Here is a 19355-nt window from a genome sequence, read left to right as displayed (position 1 = left end):
TATTAGACTTTTAGATTATTGGATTGTTAGAAAAAAATCCTAAAATCTAGTAATCAAAAATTCTAACGATCTGTCTTCGGATATTGCTTTTTAATGTTGCGAATTAGCTCTTCTAAACCGTTTAATTTGAGTTCATAAACGAGTTTGAGTTGTTCGCCAAGCTGTCCATTTGGCAATCGATTGTTGTGTATCCAAACTAAATAATATTCGGGTAAGTCAATTAAGTATTTACCTTCATATTTGCCGAAAGGCATTTTGGTGTGAGCTAGTTTGATTAGGGATTTTTGTTGGTCGTCCATTGGAAAGGTTTCGGGTTGCGTGTTTCGGGTTGCGTGTTGCGAGTTACGGGTTACGAGTTTTGATTGTTTTAAATAACCTTCAAATCTCCATTAAAACAATTACTTTTTACTAATTGAAATTCACAAAATCTTAAACTCGAAACTTTCAACTCGAAACTCGCAACCTATTTATTTCCAATTAAAAACAATTTCCTTTTTTATATCGGGATGCAAGCTATAAAAAACTGGGCAAGTCATTGCTGTTCTTTCTAGTATGGTTTTAGTTTTGTCATCGGCAACTAAGTTCATATTGAAAGTAACATGAATTTCGGTGATTCTTCTTGGTTCAGTTCCCATGATTTTGGTTACTTCCGCTGTTGAATTTGAAAAATCTACTTCTAAATCGCGTGCTTTTATTCCCATAACGGTGAACATGCAACTAGCTAAACCATTGGCAACGGTGTCTGTTGGAGAAAATGCTTCTCCTTTTCCGTTGTTGTCAATTGGTGCATCTGAAATAATCTCAGAACCCGATTGCAAATGAATGGAAGAAGTTCGTAAATCTCCTAAATAAGTTACTTTGGAAGTTGCCATTATTGTGCTTGTTTTATTGTTAAATCTTCGTCGTAATAAAGAATATAAATACCATTATTAGTGTAACCGCCTGAAATTTTCTTGGCGTAATCAAATTTACTTTCCACCTGTTCTGTTGCATCATCATTTATGGATTCTTCAAAAGGTTTGTCTTGTGCTAATCGCAACATTGTATCAAAAGTTAAATCGAAACCGCGAACTGCGTACTGATTTGGAAGTATTTTATTTTTCTTTTTAAAAGCTCTTTCAAATTTTTGTGCTTCATCAGAATCATTGTCTTTTGTTGCTGAAGGATAAGCCATTTTTAATTTTGTTAATCGAGACAAAGCTATTTCTTCAAAATCTAAAGTTTCGTTTGGTTCTAAAATTACCAATTGCACTTGATAGTCTTTCATAACACTCGACATTGCTGATGTTGTTGTAAAAATAGTTCCAGTTTTTTCGGAAGCCATTACAACATAATTTATTCTGTCTTTTACAAAATGCTTTTTAATACTATCGGCTACAAATCCACCTTTGTCAGAAAGACCAACTACTTTAACATCCTTTTGAAAATCTTGAATATATTCTTTTATTGAAGTTTTTTTAGGGTCAATTACTGCGATTATATTTCCGTTTTTGGATTGCATGTAACTAAACATTGCACCTTTAACAGCATCAGCATGAGGCATCGATTGAAACAAATTCTTATATGATTTTCCTTCATCTCTTGACAATGGTGAAATTACAGGAATGTTTTTGTTCTCTAGAGCATCAGCTACTTTTTCTACATTTACTTGATAGAACGGACCAATTACTGCATCTGTTGATGAAAAATCATTATTAGAAATAACCGAAAGAGCACTAGTTGAATTTTTGGTTTCTTGAGAATCGTATATTTTAATATCCAAATTCATTCCGAGAACTTTTGCTGAATCTATTGCCATTAAAGCTCCAGCATAAAAATCTAAAGTCATGTTTAGAAATTTATCTTTCTTCAATCGTTCTGAAATTGAAGTAACCGTATCGTTTTGGATTTTAGATGCATTGAAAGGTAAAAACAAGACTAACTCTTTTCTTTTTTGGCTTGAAATAGATTTTGTCAAGTCTTTCAAACTGTTTTTTGTTTCTTTAGAAAACGAAAGTGTTGCTGGTACTTTAAGAATCATTCCTTCTTTAACACCATCTTTTAATTCAGGATTTAAACCAATTAATGAAGCTTCCGATAGACCTAAAAGTTTGGTTAAACTGTACATCGTTTCGCCTGATTTTACATTATATTCTAAAGTATTTCCTTTATAAACTTCTGTTTTTGGTTTTACTACTTCAGTTTGAGCAACTACTTTCTCACTACTATTTATTTTTAATTTAAAACCAACAGGAAGATTGTCTTTTATTTCAGGATTTTGCTTTTCTAATTCATCTACAGAAATTCCGTATTTGGTAGCAATTCCGTATTTAGTTTCTTTAGGTTGCACCTCATGAACAGAATACACGACAGTTCCTGGTTCCATTTTAGGCGGATTTTCATACTTCATTATTTTCAAAACTTGTCCTGGTTGCAATCCATCAGTTTTCAAAAATGGGTTAGCTTCCTCTAAATCTGAAATTTCTACATTATTCTGTTTTGCAATACTATAAAGGGTTTCTTTCACTTTTACTTCGTGTGATTTTCCTTTATATAGAGCTGTATTTGAAGTTACATTTTCAATACTTTTAGGAATAAGTAAAATAGCATCTGGTTGAATTCCGCTTTGCGAATCTGGATTTAACTTATAGATATCGTAAGGTGTCACTTTGTACTTTTGTGCAATTTGAGTAATCGTTTCTCCTTTAGCCACTTTGTGCTTAGTATAATTCTGTCCGAAAACAGAAGTTGCAAACATCAATACTAAAATGTAAATACCTTTTTTAAACATATCTTTTTATTTATTTCAAATTCAGACTGAACACTGCCAACTGAGACTGCCAACTTTCTTACTCCCATTCAATAGTCGCTGGTGGTTTTGAGCTAATATCATATACAACTCTATTCACACCTTTCACTTTATTGATGATTTCGTTAGAGATTTTCATCAAAAACTCATAAGGTAAATGTACCCAATCCGCTGTCATTCCGTCGGTAGATTCTACTGCTCGAAGTGCTACTACTTTTTCGTAAGTACGCTCATCGCCCATTACTCCTACACTATTTACTGGAAGCAAAATTGCTCCTGCTTGCCAAACTTTATCGTACAATCCGTGTTCTTTTAATCCGTTAATAAACACAGCATCAACTTCTTGCAAGATACGCACTTTTTCTGGTGTAATATCACCTAATATTCTAATCGATAATCCTGGACCTGGAAACGGATGTCTTCCTAACAATTCGGGATCGATTCCTAAAGTTGCTCCAACTCTTCTTACTTCATCTTTAAATAACATTCTAAGAGGTTCTACAATTTTCAATTTCATAAAATCGGGTAAACCGCCAACATTGTGATGTGATTTAATTGTTGCACTTGGACCTTTTACTGAAACAGATTCTATTACATCAGGATAAATCGTTCCTTGTGCTAGCCAAGTTACATCTTCTATTTTGTGCGCTTCATCATCAAAAACTTCTATAAAAGCATTTCCTATGATTTTACGTTTTGTTTCTGGATCATCAACTCCAGCCAATGCTTCCAAAAAACGTGCCGAAGCATCAACACCTTTGACATTTAATCCCATGTCTTTGTATTGGTGAAGAACGTTTTCGAATTCATTTTTACGTAATAAACCATTATTAACGAAGATACAGTATAGATTTTTACCAATAGCTTTGTTCAATAAAACTGCTGCTACTGTAGAATCTACTCCACCTGAAAGTCCTAAAACTACTTTATCATTTCCTACTTTTTCTTGTAAGTCTTTAACGCAATCGTCAACAAAAGCATTTGGTGTAAAATTTTGAGGAACTTCTGCGATTTTTACTAAGAAATTCTCAAGCATTTGTTTACCATCAGTTGAATGATATACTTCAGGGTGAAATTGAATAGCATAAGTAGTTTCGCCTTCAATTTTGTAAGCTGCATTTTCTACGTCGTTGGTACTGGCTAGTTTGACACCGTTGGTTGGTAAGTGTTTAATGGTGTCACTGTGGCTCATCCAAACTTGTGAATTGAGGTTTACATTTTCGAAGAAAACTTCATCTTCTTTGATGTATGATAAATTGGCTCTTCCATATTCTCTGATATTGGAAGCGGCTACTTCACCACCTGAAAAATGAGCTAAATATTGCGCACCATAACAAACGGCAAGCAAAGGTAATTTACCTCTAATTTCGGATAAATCGATTTGCAAAGCATCTTCTGAGCGCACCGAGTAAGGGCTTCCGCCAAGAATAACCGCTTTGTAAGACGATAAATCAGTTGGATAATGATTGTAAGGAAAAATTTCGCAGAATATATTTAATTCGCGAACGCGGCGTGCAATAAGTTGTGTGTATTGCGAGCCGAAATCTAAAATAAGTACGTTGTGTTGCATGCGCAAAAGTACTATTTTTTAGTAGAAAATAAAAAGTGGTTTTGATAAAATAGTAGTTTTTATTTGGTAAATAATTTTCATTACTTTTGAAAACAATATAAAAACTTAACCATGAAATGGTATTTACACGCAATTAGAAATTACGCCAACTTTGATGATCGTGCAAGTCGTACAGAATACTGGATGTTCAGTTTGTTTAACCTAACTTTTGCAATATTTTTCTTTTGTATTGATTTATCCTTTAAAATTAATTTTGATGGCCATTTAATTGGTCCTTTTTATATCCTTTATTTACTTTTTAGCTTTATTCCAGGCCTTGCAGTTGCTGTAAGACGATTGCATGATGTTGGTAAAAGTGGTAGTTATCTATTTTTAGCTTTAATACCTTTAGTAGGGCTTTATATTATAGCATTATATTGTACAGAAAGTGAAGACGAAGAAAATTTATATGGAGAAAAACCTGTAAATTCTGATATTGCTGAATTTATTCTAGATAGCAAAACCTCATCAACTATTCTTATATCGTTTTTACTTTGGATTTTTACTAGTAAAATTATTTGGACTTTCATTGTAAGTTCATCAGAAAGGTTTTATGAAAATCCGATTTATAAATATTTTAATGTATTCAGTAATTTTATATGGATGTTTATACCTATTATCTTATCCTTATCCGTTAGAAACTACAAATGGAAAATCATACTACTTATTTGTTCAGTAGGATATATGTTATATGGATTTTACGAATTTGTTAAATCCTTTATGCTAAGTTCTAATAATTTTCAATTTTAATGATTAAAACAATTCTTTATATTGCTATTGGAGGCGCTATTGGTAGTGTTTTACGCTACTTAACAGCTGTTTTTGTCAATAAATATTGGGCAAATCATTTTCCTTTGGCTACTTTTATTACTAATGTTTTGGGCTGTTTTTTAATTGGAATTTTAATTGGAATTTTAGAGAAAAACAACTTGACTAATAGCAATTTAAAATGGTTTTTAATCACAGGATTCTGTGGAGGTTATACTACTTTTTCCACCTTTGGATTTGAAAATTATACTTTGTTTCAAAACAATAATTCCTTGTTAGCTTTTGGCTATATTGCTTTGAGTGTTTTGTTAGGAATATTTGCGGTTTGGTTAGGACTTTTTGTTTCTAAATAAAACTTTAAATTCTGTGTTAATCTATATAGTGATTGTGTTAATTTTTAGTATTTTCGCAACCTATGAACGAAAAAGACATTTTAGCCATTCAAGAATTATTGGCTTCTCCTAAGAAAATTGCAATTATTCCACATCGAAGTCCCGATGGTGATGCCATGGGTTCGACGCTTGGTTTATATCATTTTCTATTAAAATTAAACCATCAACCAGTAGTAATTGCGCCGAATGAATTCCCTGAATTTCTGGCATGGTTACCATCTTCAGAAACGGTTTTGGTTTATGAAAATGACAGAGTTAATTGCACTAAAATTCTTAACGAAGCCGAACTGGTTTTCACTTTAGACTTCAATGCTTTGCATAGAACTGGAGAAATGGAACAAGTTTTAAGCAAACTTTCTGCTCCAATGATTATGATTGACCATCATCAATTGCCTGATTCTTATGCAACGTTCACTTATTCAGACACTTCATTTGGTTCTACTTGTGAAATGATTTACAATTTCATTGGATATTTGAATCAAAAAGCCCTTATTGATAAAACTATTGCAACTTGTCTTTATACAGGAATTCTAACCGATTCTGGCGGATTTAGATTTCCGAAAACTACTGGAACGACTCACAGAATTGTTGCAGAATTTATCGATTTAGGTGTTGAAAATACTGAAATTCCGAATTTACTTTTCGACAATAATTCTTATGATAGATTGCAATTATTGGGAAGAGCTTTGCAAAATATGAAAGTACTTTTTGACAAGAAAACTTCTTATATTTCGTTATCTCAAAAGGAATTAGACGAATTTAAATACGTAAAAGGTGATACAGAAGGAATCGTTAACTATGGTTTGACTATAAAAGGCATCGTTTTTGCAGCTATTTTCATCGAACATAGAGACGAGAATATCATTAAAATATCGTTTCGTTCGCAAGGAGATTTTGATGTAAATCAATTTGCTAGAGACCATTTTAGCGGTGGCGGACACATCAATGCTGCTGGAGGAAAATCGTATGATTCCTTGGCAAATACTATAAAGAAATTTGAACAAATCATTTCTAAAATTGAACTATAAATTATGAGAAATATAAAATTTAGCATTGTTTTTATCTTTGTTCTTTTAACCTTAATTGGTTGTAAAGAGCAACAAGCAAGAATGCCAATTTCAAGAAATTCTGGAGCTTTCATGAATGAATCTGTAGAGCGAAACAAAAAATTGATTAAAGGTGAAGAAAAGCAGATTGATTCTATCATCAAGAGCAATCCTCAGATAAAATATTTGTCCTCACAGAAAGGATATTGGTACCATTATGATGTGAAAAATGACAGCGATACTTTGCGTCCTAAAAAAGGTGATGTTGCCTTTTTTGATTACGAAATCAAAGATATTGCTGGAAATGTTATTTACTCTCAGTTAGAACTTAAACCACAAACGTATTTGGTTGACAAACAAAACATCATGTCTGGTTTGCGTCATGGTATAAAACAAATGCATAAAAAGGAAACGGTGACTTTTTTATTTCCTTCTCACCTAGCCTTTGGTTATCATGGTGACGACAGAAGAATTGGAACCAACGAACCATTAATTTGTACTGTAACTTTAAACGATTTTAAACCCGAAAACAAACAATAGATTAAATAGAAATGAAAAAGAGAATAATTTTACTATTAGCAGTTATTACAACGTTTTTTGTAGGATGTAAAGACGAACACACCAACTTAAAAGACGGATTATATGCAGAAATTGAAACTTCAAAAGGAACTATTCTAGTGGCATTGGAATATGAAAAAACTCCAATTACTGTGGCAAATTTTGTGACTTTAGCAGAAGGAACCAATTCGTTTGTTTCAGAAAATTTGAAAGACAAACCATTATATGACAATTTGTTATTTCACAGAGTTATTTCTAAATGTAATGGTGATGCCGAAGACTTTATGATTCAAGGTGGTGATCCACTTGGGAATGGTTCTGGTGATTGTGGATACAAATTTAAAGATGAAATTACCGATTTAAAATTCAATAAAGGTGGATTATTAGCAATGGCAAATTCTGGTCCTGCAACTAATAGCAGTCAATTTTTTATTACTATTAAAGAAACTCCTTGGTTGGATGGAAAACACACTATTTTTGGTCACGTTGTAGAAAACGGAATGGAAGTAGTAAATACAATTGTTCAAAACGATGCCATTAATTCGGTTAAAATCATTCGTAAAGGAGAAGCTGCTAAAAAATTTGATGCTGTAAAAGTTTTCAGCGATTACTTTAAAGTAGAATCTGAAAAACAGAAAAAGCAAGCTGCTATTGATGCTGCAACGCTAAAAAAAGCTATTACTGATAAAATTGCCTTTTTTGCAGAACAAAAAGCTGCTTCAACAAAATTACCTTCAGGTTTACAATATGCTATTTTAGAAAAAGGTACTGGTAAAAAACCATTAGCTGGCTCTCAAATATTTGTAAATTATGCTGGATTTTTAGAGAATGGAACATTATTTGATACCAGCTCAGCCGAAATAGCAAATGCTTTCGGAAAATCAGATCCTCAACGAGCTTCTCAGAATGGTTATAGTCCATTGCCTTTTCAATGTGGTTCTAAAGGTGCTGCTATTCCAGGATTTGAAGAAGGATTGTCGTTATTAAATATTGGAGATAAAGCCATTTTATTTATTCCTTCTAATTTAGGTTATGGAGAAAATGGAGCTGGAGATGTAATTCCACCGAACGCAAATATTATTTTTGAAGTAGAAATATTAGAAAAACTATAATTAAAACCGATTAAAACTAGAACAATGAAAATGAAATTAAAAATCATGATGTTATTCTTTTTAGCATTAACAATTTCGAATGCTCAAACTAAGAAGAAGAAAGTCGTTAAAAAACCAACTACGCAAGTAATGGCTAAAGTTGCCAATCCGAATGATGGGATTTTCGCAGAGATTGAAACTACTAAAGGTAAAATTGTAATTCGATTAGAGTACAAAAAAACTCCGGTAACTGTTGCTAACTTTATTTCTTTGACTGAAGGTACTAATCCAAAGGTTTCTGAAACTTACAAAGGAAAAAAATTCTATGATGGATTGAAATTTCACAGAGTAATTAAAGATTTCATGATTCAAGGTGGTGATCCTCTTGGAAATGGTAGTGGTGGACCAGGATATGCTTTTAAAGATGAAATCACTGATTTAAAACACAGCAAAGGTGGTATCCTTTCTATGGCGAATTCTGGACCAAAAACTAATGGTTCGCAATTCTTCATTACTCACAAAGAGACACCTTGGCTAGATGGAAAACACACTGTTTTTGGCGAAGTAACCTCTGGTATGGATGTCGTTAACATGATTGAGCAAAATGATGTAATTATGGCGATGACTATTGTAAGAAAAGGTGCTGATGCAAAAGCTTTTGACGCAGTAAAAACGTTCACAGATTACTTTGCTAATAAAGCAGATGATGATGCTAAACAAGCAGCTTTAGAAGCAGAAAAAAGAAAATTACAAGCAGAACTTGAAGCGCAAAAGAAAAAGGAATATATTGAAAAATTCGGACCTGTAATGGCTGCAAAATCTAATGTTTTGAAAAAAACGAAAGAGACTGCAACACAAACTGAATCAGGATTAAAATACATAATTACGCAAAAAGGAAATGGTGTAAAACCTGCAAATGGAACTACCGTTTATATCAACTATGCTGGGTTTTTAGAAGATGGAACATTATTCGATAGTTGTGTAGAAAGTGTAACAAAAGAATTTGGTAAATTCGATGAAAATAGAGCAAAAGCTAATGGATATGCTCCAATGACAGCATCAGCTGGAAACTATCAATTTATTTCTGGATTTATTGAAGGATTGAATTTAATGTCTGTTGGAGATAAAGCAACTTTATTTATTCCTTCTAAATTAGCTTATGGTGAAAAAGGTGCTGGTGGTGTAATTCCACCAAATGCAAATATCATTTTTGAAATTGAACTTTTGGATAAATTACCTGCAAAACAGTAATTTAAATCAAATTATAAAAAAGCACAAAACTCTAATTTAGAATTTTGTGCTTTTTTTATGACTATTTTTTTGATTTAAACTTCCAATCAAACTCGTCGTTATCTTTTATAATGGCTCCTAATTCGATTCTTATAACTACATCAAATTCCGATTGTAATGTTAGCCAATTGCTTTCATTAAAATGATTTTCTGTAGAATCGAAATCTTCTTTCTCCCAAGATTTGAAAGGTAAATCAGCGATTAGACTTTTTACATTACATCCAATTACTTTTTTGTCTAATAAAGTTGCATTTTCATTAGAAGTGATGATATAACCCAAACGAAAATCCTCATCTTCATAGAACGTTAAACGCAGTTTCTGTTGGTTGTACAAAAAGATTATGTTGTTATCATCGTCTTCAAACTTCTTGTCTGGTGTGCCATAAAGCGCCATTACATCTTGCTGCTTCATTCCGAAAAGCAAACTATCGATTCCGCTTTTTGGGTTTAGTTTCATCTCATTTGTATTTAACCGCAAAGGTCGCAAAGTTTTTTTTAAGAAGTTAAAGAAGTTTTGGTATTTTTACGGAAGTTGTTATGAGGATTTTACTTTAATAACGAATATACATTAGTTAGCAGAAATAATATGAGAGACATTGGAGAATTAATTGAATACGAAAACGAAAATACTTCATTAGATTTTAAAGCTATACAGTATAAAAAAGAAATGTATGAAAGTTTTCTTAAAGATATTATGTCTTTGGCAAATGCTAATTCCAAAGAGGATAAATTTATAATTATTGGTGTTAAACATTTTCCAAACGGAAAAAGGGATTTATTAGGCATTCAGGAGAATTTTATTGATGAAGCTACATATCTACAATTAATTGATTCAAATATTGAGCCTCAAATTGATTTAAAATATTTTCCGATTATTTATGATGAAAAAACATTTGGAATATTTCAAATTATAGATTGCTCAAATCCTCCATATATGATGAAGAAAGATTATGGAAACTTAAAAATTGGAGATTCATTTATAAGAAAAGGCTCGTATCAAACAAGATTGACAAGAAAGGATATTGATAATCAAATTATTGAAAAAAAAGAAACAGACATTTCAGAAAATGTATTTTTATCATTATCTGAAAGTGAAGTAATAAAAGAAATTAGATTTGATAGAAAGGTAATTGAGTTGCCTTCAGATATTACAAAAGCTAAAATAGAAAACATTATTTCAAGAAAGGAAAATGAAATCAAATTTGAATCATTGAGAAATATTCGTTTTATATCTCAATCACCTTTCAGTTTTACTAAATATGAAGATAGAGATTTACATACATTGAGAAAAAATTTAGAAGAAATTAAAGAAGATTATAAAGAACAAGATAATTATTACCTATTTGAAAAAAATGCTTATAAATTAAATTTTTATATACATAACAATAGTCATAAATTTTTAGAAGATGTATCAGTTGAAATTTTAGTTGATACTTCTGAAAACTATATCATTAGAGAAAGCATTTATACAAAACCAGAATATTACAACCCTTTAATTAATATGAATCCAAGAATGGCTAGTTGGGAAGAACTTAATTATCCAAAAATAGAATATAAAGAAGGAAAATATAGAATATATTCAGAAATTGGTAATATAAAACATCATTTGCCTACAAAAACACTTGATGTTGAATTGAGACTTGTAATTAATAATTATTTGATAGAAAATAATATTGAAATAGCGATAAAAATATTTGCTAAAAATATTAAAATGCCGATTGAAGACTCGGTAACAATTAATATCTAAATAATTACCTCTGCAAACAACGGTTTCAAGAAATGGAGAAGTAAGGTTTCATTTTAAAATGCAAAAAGTTTTTAATTTAAAGTTTTATCTATATTTGTGAAGTCTTGATTTATCTTCAACTTCTTGAAGACGAGACACGTTATCTTCCATTTTGACAAAAAAACCTTATTAAGATGAATAAGACTATTATTATTGCATTTGTTATTCTATTTTATAGTTGTAACGAAAATCGAAAAGTAGAAACAGAGAATACTCAAAAAAATCAAAAAAAGGAAAAGAAGTTAATCTCAAACGTAAGAGGAACTTGGATTTGCCATAATAATAAAGGTTTTAAAATATTAGAAATTGAAAGCAATTCGAATGTAAGTTATTCGGAATTTGTGGATAGAAAAGCACTTATTGACTCTATTAAAAAAGAAAGGTATTGGCTATACAATTCAAAAGCTAAACTAGACTTTGTGGATAGTACTAGAATATCAATTTTAACAGACAAATATAGATTTGATTACAAAATAAATAAAGATACTTTAATTGAATATGATAAAATGGGTAATCAAGACAAACTAATAAAAGTTAAATAAGAAAACTACTGCTATCAGCGATTTTAAAAAATTAGGTGTTTTATTTGAAAGTACAAAAAAATGAAAAAAATAATATTATTAATATTTATTACGTCACTTACTTCTTGCAACTCTTTTTTTGAATTAAGTACAGATAAAGAATTAAGTAAAAAAATAAACTTAGAATATTTGAAAGAAAAAAAGCCAATTGATTTAACTAAAATAACCGATTTTGACTGGGATAATTACATTGTGATTGGTCCATATCAAATCCCAGAAGAAGTTGGAAAAAAATACAATGTAGATTTGTCAAATATATCTGAATATCAAACCGCAGATGATTCCAAATTAACTTTAGTTTTTATAAAAAATAAAAAATCAATTAAAATTTGTGCAGTTCAGGCAGAATTTAAAGAAAATAAACTCTTGAAATTTTCCTAATTCTTTATATTACAAAAAACTAATACTCAAACTTTCCAAACTCGCTTTCGATAGTTAGCTTCTTGTTCTGATGAATATCAGAATCCATTACTTCTACTCTACCTACAATTTGAGCTTCAACACCAAACGAGTTTGAAATAGCTATAATATCTTTGGCAATTTCTTGAGGAACGTAAACTTCCATACGATGACCACAGTTGAACACTTGGTACATTTCCTTCCAATCGGTTTTAGATTGCTCTTGAATCAATTGAAACAAAGGTGGCGCTGGAAATAAATTATCTTTGATAACATGAACATTATCAACAAAATGAAGTACTTTAGTTTGTGCTCCACCAGAACAATGTACCATTCCGTGAATGTCGCTTGAAGTATATTTATCTAAAATAGCTTTGATGATTGGTGCGTAAGTACGCGTTGGAGAAAGCACTAATTTTCCTGCATCAATTGGAGCATTTTCAACTGCATCAGTCAATTTTATGTTACCAGAATACACCAAATCTTTTGGAACAGAACTATCAAAACTCTCTGGAAATTTGTCTGCCAAATAGTTCGCAAAAACATCATGTCGCGCCGAAGTTAATCCATTGCTTCCCATGCCGCCATTGTAACTTTTCTCATAATTGGCTTGTCCAAAACTTGCCATTCCAACAATTACATCGCCAGGTTTTATATTGGCATTATCAATGACTTTGCTGCGTTTCATTCGAGCCGTAACAGTTGAATCAACGATTATTGTTCTTACCAAATCACCAACATCAGCTGTTTCACCACCAGTAGAATGAATGGTTACTCCAAACGATTTTAACTCCTGAATCAATTCTTCAGTTCCGTTGATAATTGCCGAAATCACCTCAGCCGGAATCAAGTTTTTATTTCTTCCTATAGTTGATGAAAGTAAAATATTGTCGGTTGCTCCTACACAAAGTAAATCGTCAATGTTCATGATTAAAGCATCTTGAGCAATGCCTTTCCATACCGAAATGTCTCCAGTTTCTTTCCAATACATATAAGCCAAAGACGATTTTGTTCCAGCACCATCGGCGTGCATTATCAAACAATAGTCTTCGTCGTTGGTTAAGTAATCGGGAACAATTTTGCAAAATGCTTTTGGGAATAATCCTTTATCAATGTTTTTGATGGCATTGTGCACATCTTCTTTAGATGCAGAAACTCCGCGCATGGCGTAGCGTTGGCTATTATCAGAACTCATCTTTAGTGTGTTGCTTGAACTGATGTATATCAGTTTTTAGTTGTTGGGCAAAGATAATTCAAAGATTGTAGAAAGCCGATTTCGGAAGAGAATTTTTATATTTAATTTTCAACAATCAAAATTTCAACTCTTCGATTTTCATCTTCTTCCAAAGCATTTTTCTCTGGAATTGGATGAATAGGTCTCGAAACACCATATCCTTTGAAAGTCATTCGTTTTCTATCAATTTTATTTCGAATCAAATAATTGTAAACTGCTTTAGCACGAGCCGAAGAAATTGGATCTTCTTGTGTAGCTGACTTACAACAAATATGTCCTTGAATTTCAATCACCAACTTAGGATTATCGACCATAATACACAGTAATTCATATAAAACTGGTTCCGATTTGGGAACTACTTTAGCCGAATTATTATAGAAATAAATATTATCTAATTTAATCAAATCGCCTTTTTTGGCTGATTTTACTTTGTCTTTAAGAAGTTCTTTTGGGATTTCTGGCTTTTTATCTGCTACAATAATTTCCTTTTTTTCTTGAAAAATGATGGTAACTCTCCTATTTTCTCCTTGTATTTTTGATTGTACAAAATCTTCACCAAAACCACGAATTTCAATATCTTTTTTTACTTCAATATCACTTTCTTTCAAGAAATTATAAACTTCATTTACTCGTTTTAAAGCCAGCGTATCATTATAGGAATTCGTTCCTTTCCAATCACAAAAACCATAAAGTTTGGTTACTTGATAGTTTTTTCCTTCTGCAATCCAAGAATTGATTTTTCTAACGGCTTCGTCATTCAAATTGTATTTATCAAAATCAAAATACACGTTGAGTTTCTCTTGTGCTTGTGCAAAAAAGGTAAAGAAAATAATAAGAAATAGATACTTTTTCATATATGTAAAATTTGATTTGTTAGAGGTCATATATGGTATCGCCTTTTTATTTATTGGTGTTTATCTCACAAAGATTTTATTTTTCATAGGAGTTCGATGATTTATCAATTGCAAGCAAACGAGTTGTTTATGGCGATTTCATTAGATTATTTGTCTAAAATCATTATCTCAACTCTTCTGTTTCTACCAGCTTCAAATTCACTTTTCTCTGGAATAGCAAACTTAGGTTTTGACACTCCAAATCCTTTTACTTTTACTCTTTTATCGTCAATCCCTTCCGACATTAAGATTCGTTTTACTTGGCGCGCTCTGTCTAAAGAAAGGTTTCTTGCGTCTTTATTTACACAACAAATATGTCCTTGAATTTCAATTTTTAACTTTGGATATTTCTTTAAAACATAAATTAATTCATCGATAGATTTTTTAGACGATGGAATTATAGCAAACGTATTGATATGAAAATTAATATCTTCCAATCGGATTAACGTTCCTTTGGTAGAAAGTCCTATTTTATCCTCTAAAGTTGCTCCTTCTGGAAAATTCATAGTTTCTTCCTCTATTGGAACAATTTCTTCTTCGACCACAACTTTGGGCTTAATTCCTAATATTTCGTTTTCACGAGCTAAGTCTTTTTCGAGAATATAATGAATTATTGCTTTTCTATTTTCAGCTTTATTTGGAGAAGTCGCTCCTTTTTCGCCAAGAGAAATACTCTTAAAATCTTCTCTTATTTTTATCTTTCCATTGACTTTAGAATAAATAGAGTTGACACGTTTTTGAGAAAGCGTATCATTAAATCCTGACGAACCAACCTCATCTGTAGAACCAGTAATTGATAAAATTTTAGATGTTTTATTTTCTAAAATCCATTTATCAAATTTTGCTTGTTCTGTTTTATTCAGTTCAAATTTGTTGTTGTCAAAATAAACTACAAACCGTTCTTGAGCATTTGAAAAATGAACAACAATAAAAAGTAGCAATAGTATTTTTTTCTTCATTAGCATATAACGAATTTACGGAAAATATATTTTACCAATAAAATATATAGTAGATTAATTAACAAAAAAATATATTTTTGTAAAAAATACATTTATGAAACAATTTCTATTTTCAGTACTATTTTGTGTGAGTAGCATATGTTATTCACAGTCTGTTCTACAATCAGTTAATTCTGGTAGTCTAATTACAACGCAAACATCAGTTTCAATTGGAGAAATTGTGATTACTCCAACTCAAAATCAATCTAGCTCTGGACTTATTGGAATTTTAACGCAAGTAAATCAACAACAATTAGAAGTTTCGCAATTTGAAATTTCAGAAAATATTGTGGTTTATCCTAATCCAACTATCGCAACAATTTATTTTAAGACTTCTGAAAATCTTTTGAACGAAAATGTATCAATTTACAATACTACTGGACAATTAGTTTTGGAAAGTAAAATTGAAAATAATAATTCTTTAGATTTAAATAAATTATCAAGTGGTATCTACTTGATTCAATTTTCAAATAAAAAATTCAACTCATTCAAAATAATCAAACGTTAGAAAAAACAATTTTAAAATCAAAACAAGTATGAAAAGAATAATTAGCCTTTATATTTTTTTAATTTCTACAGCAATATTTGCACAAGTGCCACAAGGAATTTCTTATCAAGCAATTGCCATGAACAGTTCAGGAAATCCAGTTGTAAGTTCTAATGTTGGTATTCGCTTATCCATTCTTGATAACTCAGCAACTGGGACCGTTTTATATACCGAAACCCAAGTTAAAATGACCAATCCACAAGGGTTATTCAATCTTGTAATAGGACAAGGAACTCCAACAACAGGAACATTTTCTACTATTAATTGGGGAACGAATTCTAAATTTTTAAAAGTTGAATTGGATGTTGCAGGTGGAACTAATTATGTTTTAGTTGGCACTACTCAATTACTTTCAGTTCCTTATGCTTTAGCCGCTGGAAGTTTAGTTGGATCATCTGCAAATGACAGTATTTTAGAGAATAAAAAAACAAATTTTGCTTTTGCATCTTCAAACGGTAATGTTTATGCCTACAACCAAAATAACGGAACATGGGTTTCACAATTTGCAAACCTTTCTGGAACTACATCTATTGTAGCTTCTAATGGAAATTTTGCTTTTGCTGCTTCTAATGGTAACGTATATGCTTTTAGTCAAACTACTGGTAACTGGATAGCTCAACCAGGAAACCTTTCAGGGACGACGTCTATTGTTAGTTCGAATGGTAATTTCGCATTTGCAGCTTCAAACGGCAATGTTTATGCTTTTAATAAAAACACTAATTCTTGGGTAGCACAATCAGGAAACTTATCAGGTTCTACAACCGTAGTTGCTACTAAAAATGGAAGCTTTGGTTTTGCTTCCTCTAATGGAAACGTTTATGCTTTTAATAAAACAACTGGAACATGGATTGGACAGTCAGGAAACCTATCTGGAAGTTCTACTATAATTTCTGGAGATACAAGTTTAGCTTATGCTTCCTCAAATGGTAATGTATACGTATTTAACACCATAACTGGTTCATGGGTTTCACAATTTGGAAATTTATCTGGTTCAACAAGTGTGGTTAGTTCTTCAACTAATTAAAAAACACATATTTTTATAATAAATTTACAAATAAAATCCCGCTTATTAAGCGGGATTTTATTTATAAATAGATGGTTTATTATCTAGTAAACAATAACTCTCTGTATTTAGTCAACGTCCAAATTTCGTCATCAACTAAAAGTTCTAATTTATCGCAGTGTTCTCTGATAACTTCGAAATATGGTTTTACTTTATCGCAGTACATTTCAGCCATTTTTTGAGCATCAGTTAAAGCATTTGCTTTTTTACGAGCTTCTGTCATAGCTTCAACATTAGAGTTAATTCCTTCAATGTGAGCCGAAATTTCTTTGATTAAAGAGATTTGCTCTTTTGCAATTTTCTCAAAATCTTTTCCGAAGATTTCTTTTAATCCACGAACATTTTCAATTAATGTATTTTGGTAACGAATAGCTGTTGGAATCACATGATTTCTTGCGATATCTCCTAAAACTCTTCCTTCAATTTGAATTTTCTTAGTGTATTCTTCCAATTCGATTTCGTAACGTGCTTCTACCTCAACGTGGTTCATTACGTTTAAGTCTTTGAATAAATCCAACGCTTTTTGAGATACTTTAGCTTTCAAAGCAGTTGGAGTTGTTTTATGATTACTCAAGCCACGTTTTTTAGCTTCTTTTTCCCAAGCATCACTATATCCATCTCCTTCAAAAAGGATGTTTTTAGTTTCTTTGATGTATTCTCTTAATACATTGAAAATTGCTTCGTCTTTCTTTAAATCTTTAGTTTCAATTAAAGCATCTACTTCTTTTTTGAACTCTTTCAATTGTTTTGCAACGATAGAATTCAAAGTTGTCATCGCGTTAGCACAGTTTGCAGAAGAACCAACGGCTCTAAATTCAAATTTATTTCCTGTAAAAGCAAATGGAGACGTTCTATTTCTATCAGTATTATCCAACATTACATCTGGAATTTTACCTACAACATTTAGTTTTAAATCGGTTTTTTCTTCTGGAGATAATTTTCCTTTAGAAACACCTTCTAATTCAGCTAAAACTTTTGTCAATTGTTCTCCAATGAAAACAGAGATAATTGCAGGTGGCGCTTCATTTGCACCTAATCTATGGTCATTACTTGCAGTAGCAATAGCAGCACGAAGTAACTCTTCATATTCATTTACCGCTTTGATTGTATTGATAAAAAACGATAAGAATTGTAAATTACTCATTGGTGTTTTACTTGGAGAAAGTAAATTTACTCCAGTATCAGTTGCCAACGACCAGTTATTATGTTTTCCTGAACCATTTACACCTTTGAAAGGTTTTTCGTGGAAAAGAACCATAAAGTCATGACGCTCACCTACTTTAGACATTACATCCATTAATAAGGAATTGTGGTCTACTGCTAAGTTAGTTTCTTCAAAAATTGGAGCTAACTCAAATTGATTTGGAGCCACCTCATTGTGACGTGTTTTAACTGGAATTCCTAATAACATACATTCCTCTTCTAATTCTCTCATATAATTAAGAGCACGAGAAGGAATAGAACCAAAATAATGGTCGTCTAATTGTTGTCCTTTAGCAGAAGTGTGTCCAAGTAAGGTTCTTCCTGTCATTACTAAATCAGGACGAGAATTTGCTAAAGAGCTATCTACCAAGAAATATTCTTGTTCCCAACCTAAAGTTGCTGTTACTTTTTTAACGTTTTTATCGAAATATTTACATACATCAGTTGCAGCTTCATCAACAGCGTTTAATGCACGTAAAAGTGGTGTTTTATAATCTAAAGCTTCACCTGTGTAAGAGATAAAAACCGTTGGAATACATAAAGTTGTACCGAAAATAAATGCTGGAGAAGTTGGATCCCAAGCAGTATATCCACGAGCTTCGAAAGTGTTTCTAATTCCACCATTTGGAAAAGAAGAAGCATCTGGTTCTTGTTGAACTAATTGACCTCCACCAAATTTTTCAACTGGATCTGAACCATCGTAAGAAGTTTCGAAGAAAGCATCATGTTTTTCGGCAGTTGTTCCTGTTAATGGTTGAAACCAGTGTGTATAATGAGTTACGCCTTTTGACAAAGCCCATTCTTTCATGCCCATTGCAATATAATCGGCTAATTTTCTGTCAATTTTAGTTCCGTGTTGGACAGCATCTTTTACACCTTTATAAGCATCTGAAGTCAAAAATTGCTTCATTGCTTTGTCATTAAAAACATTTGAACCAAAAAGAGCTGATTTTCTTCCAGCTTCTTCAAATTTTACTGGCTTTCTAGCCGATGCATCTTTTAATGCTTGAAAACGTAAAGTTGACATAAAATTGATTTTTAAAATTTATACCCTTATATTTTGATGCAAATATAATAATATTTTCATTCAAAAATAATTATACCCTATT

20 protein-coding genes are annotated in these 19355 nt (G+C 31.4%); 11 read left to right on the top strand and 9 right to left on the bottom strand.

Features of this window, described 5'->3' with window-relative positions; all coding sequences use genetic code 11:
• Positions 1-62: 62 nt before the first annotated feature.
• From ACIQ06_RS10030 to guaA, 4 genes are all read right to left on the bottom strand, one after another.
• A complete protein-coding gene (locus ACIQ06_RS10030; protein WP_344817248.1) occupies positions 63-299 on the bottom strand; it encodes a DUF3820 family protein in 237 nt (78 codons plus the stop codon).
• A gap of 168 nt (positions 300-467) precedes the next feature.
• Entirely contained in the window at positions 468-872 is a 405-nt protein-coding gene (locus ACIQ06_RS10025; RefSeq protein WP_396145959.1) for an OsmC family protein, read from the bottom strand.
• Entirely contained in the window at positions 872-2770 is a 1899-nt protein-coding gene (locus ACIQ06_RS10020; RefSeq protein WP_396145957.1) for a LysM peptidoglycan-binding domain-containing protein, read from the bottom strand. The genes ACIQ06_RS10025 and ACIQ06_RS10020 overlap by 1 nt, the downstream gene beginning before the upstream one ends.
• Before the next feature lie 58 nt (positions 2771-2828).
• Positions 2829-4358 (bottom strand): glutamine-hydrolyzing GMP synthase, encoded by a 1530-nt coding sequence (guaA, locus tag ACIQ06_RS10015; RefSeq protein ID WP_396145955.1) that lies wholly within the window; start codon positions 4356-4358, stop codon positions 2829-2831.
• Between the two features lie 111 nt (positions 4359-4469).
• On the opposite strand from guaA, the gene ACIQ06_RS10010 reads away from it, so the two are divergent.
• The 6 genes from ACIQ06_RS10010 (at position 4470) to ACIQ06_RS09985 (ending at position 9503) form a co-directional block, all read left to right on the top strand.
• Complete coding sequence (locus ACIQ06_RS10010) at positions 4470-5147, top strand: DUF805 domain-containing protein (protein ID WP_396145953.1); 678 nt, start codon at positions 4470-4472, stop codon at positions 5145-5147.
• Entirely contained in the window at positions 5147-5518 is a 372-nt protein-coding gene (gene crcB, locus ACIQ06_RS10005) for a fluoride efflux transporter CrcB (RefSeq protein WP_396145951.1), read from the top strand. Before ACIQ06_RS10010 ends, crcB begins: the two co-directional genes overlap by 1 nt.
• A gap of 62 nt (positions 5519-5580) precedes the next feature.
• A complete protein-coding gene (locus ACIQ06_RS10000) occupies positions 5581-6585 on the top strand; it encodes a bifunctional oligoribonuclease/PAP phosphatase NrnA (RefSeq protein WP_396145949.1) in 1005 nt (334 codons plus the stop codon).
• Between the two features lie 3 nt (positions 6586-6588).
• Positions 6589-7143 carry a gliding motility-associated peptidyl-prolyl isomerase GldI gene (gene gldI / locus ACIQ06_RS09995; RefSeq protein ID WP_396145947.1) on the top strand — a complete coding sequence of 185 codons (555 nt, stop codon included), beginning with the start codon at positions 6589-6591 and terminating at the stop codon, positions 7141-7143.
• 11 nt (positions 7144-7154) lie between these two features.
• The gene (locus ACIQ06_RS09990; RefSeq protein ID WP_396145945.1) at positions 7155-8273 is read left to right on the top strand and encodes a peptidylprolyl isomerase; all 1119 of its coding nucleotides are present in this window, start codon (positions 7155-7157) and stop codon (positions 8271-8273) included.
• Positions 8274-8303: 30 nt separating this feature from the next.
• Positions 8304-9503 carry a peptidylprolyl isomerase gene (locus ACIQ06_RS09985; protein WP_396145943.1) on the top strand — a complete coding sequence of 400 codons (1200 nt, stop codon included), beginning with the start codon at positions 8304-8306 and terminating at the stop codon, positions 9501-9503.
• A 61-nt stretch (positions 9504-9564) separates the two neighbouring features.
• Here the strand turns inward: ACIQ06_RS09985 and ACIQ06_RS09980 are convergent, their stop codons facing one another.
• Positions 9565-9999, bottom strand: a complete 435-nt coding sequence (locus ACIQ06_RS09980; protein WP_396145941.1) for a hypothetical protein — start codon at positions 9997-9999, stop codon at positions 9565-9567.
• A gap of 129 nt (positions 10000-10128) precedes the next feature.
• Between ACIQ06_RS09980 and ACIQ06_RS09975 the strand changes: the two genes are divergently transcribed.
• From ACIQ06_RS09975 to ACIQ06_RS09965, 3 genes are all read left to right on the top strand, one after another.
• Positions 10129-11289 (top strand): helix-turn-helix domain-containing protein, encoded by a 1161-nt coding sequence (locus tag ACIQ06_RS09975; RefSeq protein WP_396145939.1) that lies wholly within the window; start codon positions 10129-10131, stop codon positions 11287-11289.
• Positions 11290-11462: 173 nt separating this feature from the next.
• On the top strand, positions 11463-11870 hold the full coding sequence (locus tag ACIQ06_RS09970) for a hypothetical protein (RefSeq protein WP_396145937.1): 408 nt from the start codon (positions 11463-11465) through the stop codon (positions 11868-11870).
• A 60-nt stretch (positions 11871-11930) separates the two neighbouring features.
• The gene (locus ACIQ06_RS09965; RefSeq protein WP_396145935.1) at positions 11931-12290 is read left to right on the top strand and encodes a hypothetical protein; all 360 of its coding nucleotides are present in this window, start codon (positions 11931-11933) and stop codon (positions 12288-12290) included.
• Between the two features lie 19 nt (positions 12291-12309).
• Here the strand turns inward: ACIQ06_RS09965 and ACIQ06_RS09960 are convergent, their stop codons facing one another.
• The 3 genes from ACIQ06_RS09960 to ACIQ06_RS09950 form a co-directional block, all read right to left on the bottom strand.
• Positions 12310-13503 (bottom strand): AIR synthase related protein, encoded by a 1194-nt coding sequence (locus ACIQ06_RS09960; RefSeq protein WP_396145933.1) that lies wholly within the window; start codon positions 13501-13503, stop codon positions 12310-12312.
• Between the two features lie 101 nt (positions 13504-13604).
• Entirely contained in the window at positions 13605-14396 is a 792-nt protein-coding gene (locus tag ACIQ06_RS09955; protein ID WP_396145931.1) for an OmpA family protein, read from the bottom strand.
• A gap of 146 nt (positions 14397-14542) precedes the next feature.
• Positions 14543-15394 carry an OmpA family protein gene (locus ACIQ06_RS09950; RefSeq protein WP_396145929.1) on the bottom strand — a complete coding sequence of 284 codons (852 nt, stop codon included), beginning with the start codon at positions 15392-15394 and terminating at the stop codon, positions 14543-14545.
• Positions 15395-15488: 94 nt separating this feature from the next.
• Here ACIQ06_RS09950 and ACIQ06_RS09945 point away from each other — a divergent pair, with 94 nt between their 5' ends.
• Both ACIQ06_RS09945 and ACIQ06_RS09940 read left to right on the top strand, forming a co-directional pair.
• The gene (locus ACIQ06_RS09945) at positions 15489-15941 is read left to right on the top strand and encodes a T9SS type A sorting domain-containing protein (RefSeq protein ID WP_396145927.1); all 453 of its coding nucleotides are present in this window, start codon (positions 15489-15491) and stop codon (positions 15939-15941) included.
• Between the two features lie 28 nt (positions 15942-15969).
• Positions 15970-17004 (top strand): PQQ-binding-like beta-propeller repeat protein, encoded by a 1035-nt coding sequence (locus tag ACIQ06_RS09940; protein WP_396145925.1) that lies wholly within the window; start codon positions 15970-15972, stop codon positions 17002-17004.
• 79 nt (positions 17005-17083) lie between these two features.
• Here ACIQ06_RS09940 and ACIQ06_RS09935 read toward each other — a convergent pair whose 3' ends face one another.
• Positions 17084-19273: a glutamine synthetase III gene (locus tag ACIQ06_RS09935; protein WP_396145923.1), complete on the bottom strand. Its 2190-nt coding sequence runs from the start codon at positions 19271-19273 to the stop codon at positions 17084-17086.
• Between the last annotated feature and the right edge of the window lie 82 nt (positions 19274-19355).

The organism is Flavobacterium sp. (assembly GCF_044341265.1).
Classification (GTDB): Bacteria; Bacteroidota; Bacteroidia; order Flavobacteriales; family Flavobacteriaceae; genus Flavobacterium.
This window is presented reverse-complemented; position numbering and strand designations above follow the sequence as displayed.

Bases quoted from the DNA above. Each gene is read 5' to 3' on its own strand.
- ACIQ06_RS09935 (WP_396145923.1), bottom strand. From the start codon at position 19,273: ATGTCAACTTTACGTTTTCAAGCATTAAAAGATGCATCGGCTAGAAAG.
- ACIQ06_RS09950 (WP_396145929.1), bottom strand. From the start codon at position 15,394: ATGAAGAAAAAAATACTATTGCTACTTTTTATTGTTGTTCATTTTTCA.
- ACIQ06_RS09985 (WP_396145943.1), top strand. From the start codon at position 8,304: ATGAAATTAAAAATCATGATGTTATTCTTTTTAGCATTAACAATTTCG.
- gldI (WP_396145947.1), top strand. From the start codon at position 6,589: ATGAGAAATATAAAATTTAGCATTGTTTTTATCTTTGTTCTTTTAACC.
- ACIQ06_RS09980 (WP_396145941.1), bottom strand. From the start codon at position 9,999: ATGAAACTAAACCCAAAAAGCGGAATCGATAGTTTGCTTTTCGGAATG.
- ACIQ06_RS09965 (WP_396145935.1), top strand. From the start codon at position 11,931: ATGAAAAAAATAATATTATTAATATTTATTACGTCACTTACTTCTTGC.
- ACIQ06_RS10010 (WP_396145953.1), top strand. From the start codon at position 4,470: ATGAAATGGTATTTACACGCAATTAGAAATTACGCCAACTTTGATGAT.
- ACIQ06_RS10000 (WP_396145949.1), top strand. From the start codon at position 5,581: ATGAACGAAAAAGACATTTTAGCCATTCAAGAATTATTGGCTTCTCCT.
- ACIQ06_RS10030 (WP_344817248.1), bottom strand. From the start codon at position 299: ATGGACGACCAACAAAAATCCCTAATCAAACTAGCTCACACCAAAATG.
- ACIQ06_RS10025 (WP_396145959.1), bottom strand. From the start codon at position 872: ATGGCAACTTCCAAAGTAACTTATTTAGGAGATTTACGAACTTCTTCC.
- ACIQ06_RS09955 (WP_396145931.1), bottom strand. From the start codon at position 14,396: ATGAAAAAGTATCTATTTCTTATTATTTTCTTTACCTTTTTTGCACAA.
- ACIQ06_RS09945 (WP_396145927.1), top strand. From the start codon at position 15,489: ATGAAACAATTTCTATTTTCAGTACTATTTTGTGTGAGTAGCATATGT.
- ACIQ06_RS10020 (WP_396145957.1), bottom strand. From the start codon at position 2,770: ATGTTTAAAAAAGGTATTTACATTTTAGTATTGATGTTTGCAACTTCT.
- ACIQ06_RS09940 (WP_396145925.1), top strand. From the start codon at position 15,970: ATGAAAAGAATAATTAGCCTTTATATTTTTTTAATTTCTACAGCAATA.
- ACIQ06_RS09970 (WP_396145937.1), top strand. From the start codon at position 11,463: ATGAATAAGACTATTATTATTGCATTTGTTATTCTATTTTATAGTTGT.
- ACIQ06_RS09990 (WP_396145945.1), top strand. From the start codon at position 7,155: ATGAAAAAGAGAATAATTTTACTATTAGCAGTTATTACAACGTTTTTT.
- crcB (WP_396145951.1), top strand. From the start codon at position 5,147: ATGATTAAAACAATTCTTTATATTGCTATTGGAGGCGCTATTGGTAGT.
- ACIQ06_RS09960 (WP_396145933.1), bottom strand. From the start codon at position 13,503: ATGAGTTCTGATAATAGCCAACGCTACGCCATGCGCGGAGTTTCTGCA.
- ACIQ06_RS09975 (WP_396145939.1), top strand. From the start codon at position 10,129: ATGAGAGACATTGGAGAATTAATTGAATACGAAAACGAAAATACTTCA.
- guaA (WP_396145955.1), bottom strand. From the start codon at position 4,358: ATGCAACACAACGTACTTATTTTAGATTTCGGCTCGCAATACACACAA.